The following is a 1,327-nucleotide window of genomic DNA, read 5'->3' as shown; positions in this document are numbered from 1 at the left end:
TTTGTCGTCTAATCGGTCAAGGCTCTTTCCAGGTCTTATTTGTCGCTGTGCGTCCATTGCGTTGTCGTCTTCGAGGTCAGGAGATCATATCTGCCTCACAGTGGCGCCATGCTTAAAAGCCTCTCGATGTGGTTCACGCTGTCAGCGCTCGTCTTAGGGCGTGCAGCAAAGCGAGTCTCGAGATGGCTTTGGCCAGACCCGGAACGTGCCTGGCGTTCTTTGTTTGTCTTATTATCCAGCGAAGCTCCTGTTCTCGAACATCGTGTTGGTCTTCCACATTGTCAGAAGGGTCACCGCCAGCTTGCGTGCCAGTGCCACGCGAGCCTTCCAGCTTCCGGATCGGGCACTTATGCGCAAACCCCATTGCTTCAATGCAATTGAGGGCGAAGCGCGATATAAGATTACGGTCGCGGCCTCAAACAGAAGCTTACGGGTCAATCGATCTCCTGCCTTCGAGATGCGCCCGCCAATGTCGACTTCGCCTGATTGATAGCGCCTTGGCGTCAGCCCAAGATAGGCGCCGACATCGCAGCTCGATCGGAACCGCGCCGGGTCATCGACAGAGGTCACAAAGGCAATTGCCGTAAGATTGCCAACACCGGGCGCGCTTGAGACAACCCGGCAAGCCTCATCTTCCCGTGCAAAACGAGCAAGCTGGCGGTCGAACGCGCGGCGCTGATCTTTGAGACCAGACAGCACTGTGAGAAGGCTTTCAAACAGATCGCGCAGGACGGCATCGCTTGGCAACGCCCGGCGAACGGACTGCTCAAAGACCTGTCCTTTGCCGGCGGACAACGTCAGGCCAAAGGTTTTGGCCAGTCCACGGATCTGATTGATCATCGTCGTAGACATACGGACGATCCGCTCGCGCGCCGTGAGGACCGCCCGCATGCGGTAGCGGTCAAACGATTTAATGGCCACCGGCTCATACCAGCCACTGTGAACCAGGCGAGCCAGCCCAAAGGCGTCGTTACGGTCGGTTTTGTTAGCTTGCAGCTTCAAGGCGGCTGCCGCACGCCGTGCGTGTATGCAATCTACCGCAACTCCTCTTTCTCGCAGAGCATGCCAAAGCCAAACGGCTTGAGGCCCAGTCTCCATCCCCGCCCGAACCAGATCCGGTGCCTTCTGCCGAATGATCATAGCGATGGCATCAGCCGAGCTGGCGACGCTGCCTTCCCAAATTCGCTGCCCATGGTCATCGACCACACAAACAGCCGTTTCCTTCATTGACACGTCGAGTCCCACAAAATGCTTCATCTTCTCCTCCATGCTGATGAAAGCGGTAGCGTAGCACGAGAGCTGTCCCTCTGATTACGCCATGTGGTTC

At 57.0% G+C, this 1,327-nt stretch carries 1 protein-coding gene; it reads right to left on the bottom strand.

All coding sequences use genetic code 11. The annotated features are described in order from the left end of the window. Positions 1–231 precede the first annotated feature (231 nt). On the bottom strand, positions 232–1,257 hold the full coding sequence (locus tag ROE7235_RS19600; RefSeq protein WP_092891546.1) for an IS110 family RNA-guided transposase: 1,026 nt from the start codon (positions 1,255–1,257) through the stop codon (positions 232–234). Positions 1,258–1,327 lie beyond the last annotated feature (70 nt).

The sequence above is a fragment of the Roseinatronobacter ekhonensis genome, assembly GCF_900499075.1.
Lineage (GTDB): Bacteria > Pseudomonadota > Alphaproteobacteria > Rhodobacterales > Rhodobacteraceae > Roseinatronobacter > Roseinatronobacter ekhonensis.
The sequence above is the reverse complement of the archived record's forward strand: the minus strand, read 5'-3'. Positions and strand labels throughout refer to the sequence as shown.

What these genes read in the sequence shown, in the direction of transcription:
- ROE7235_RS19600 (WP_092891546.1), bottom strand. Translation starts at nt 1,257, where the DNA reads ATGAAGCATTTTGTGGGACTCGACGTGTCAATGAAGGAAACGGCTGTT.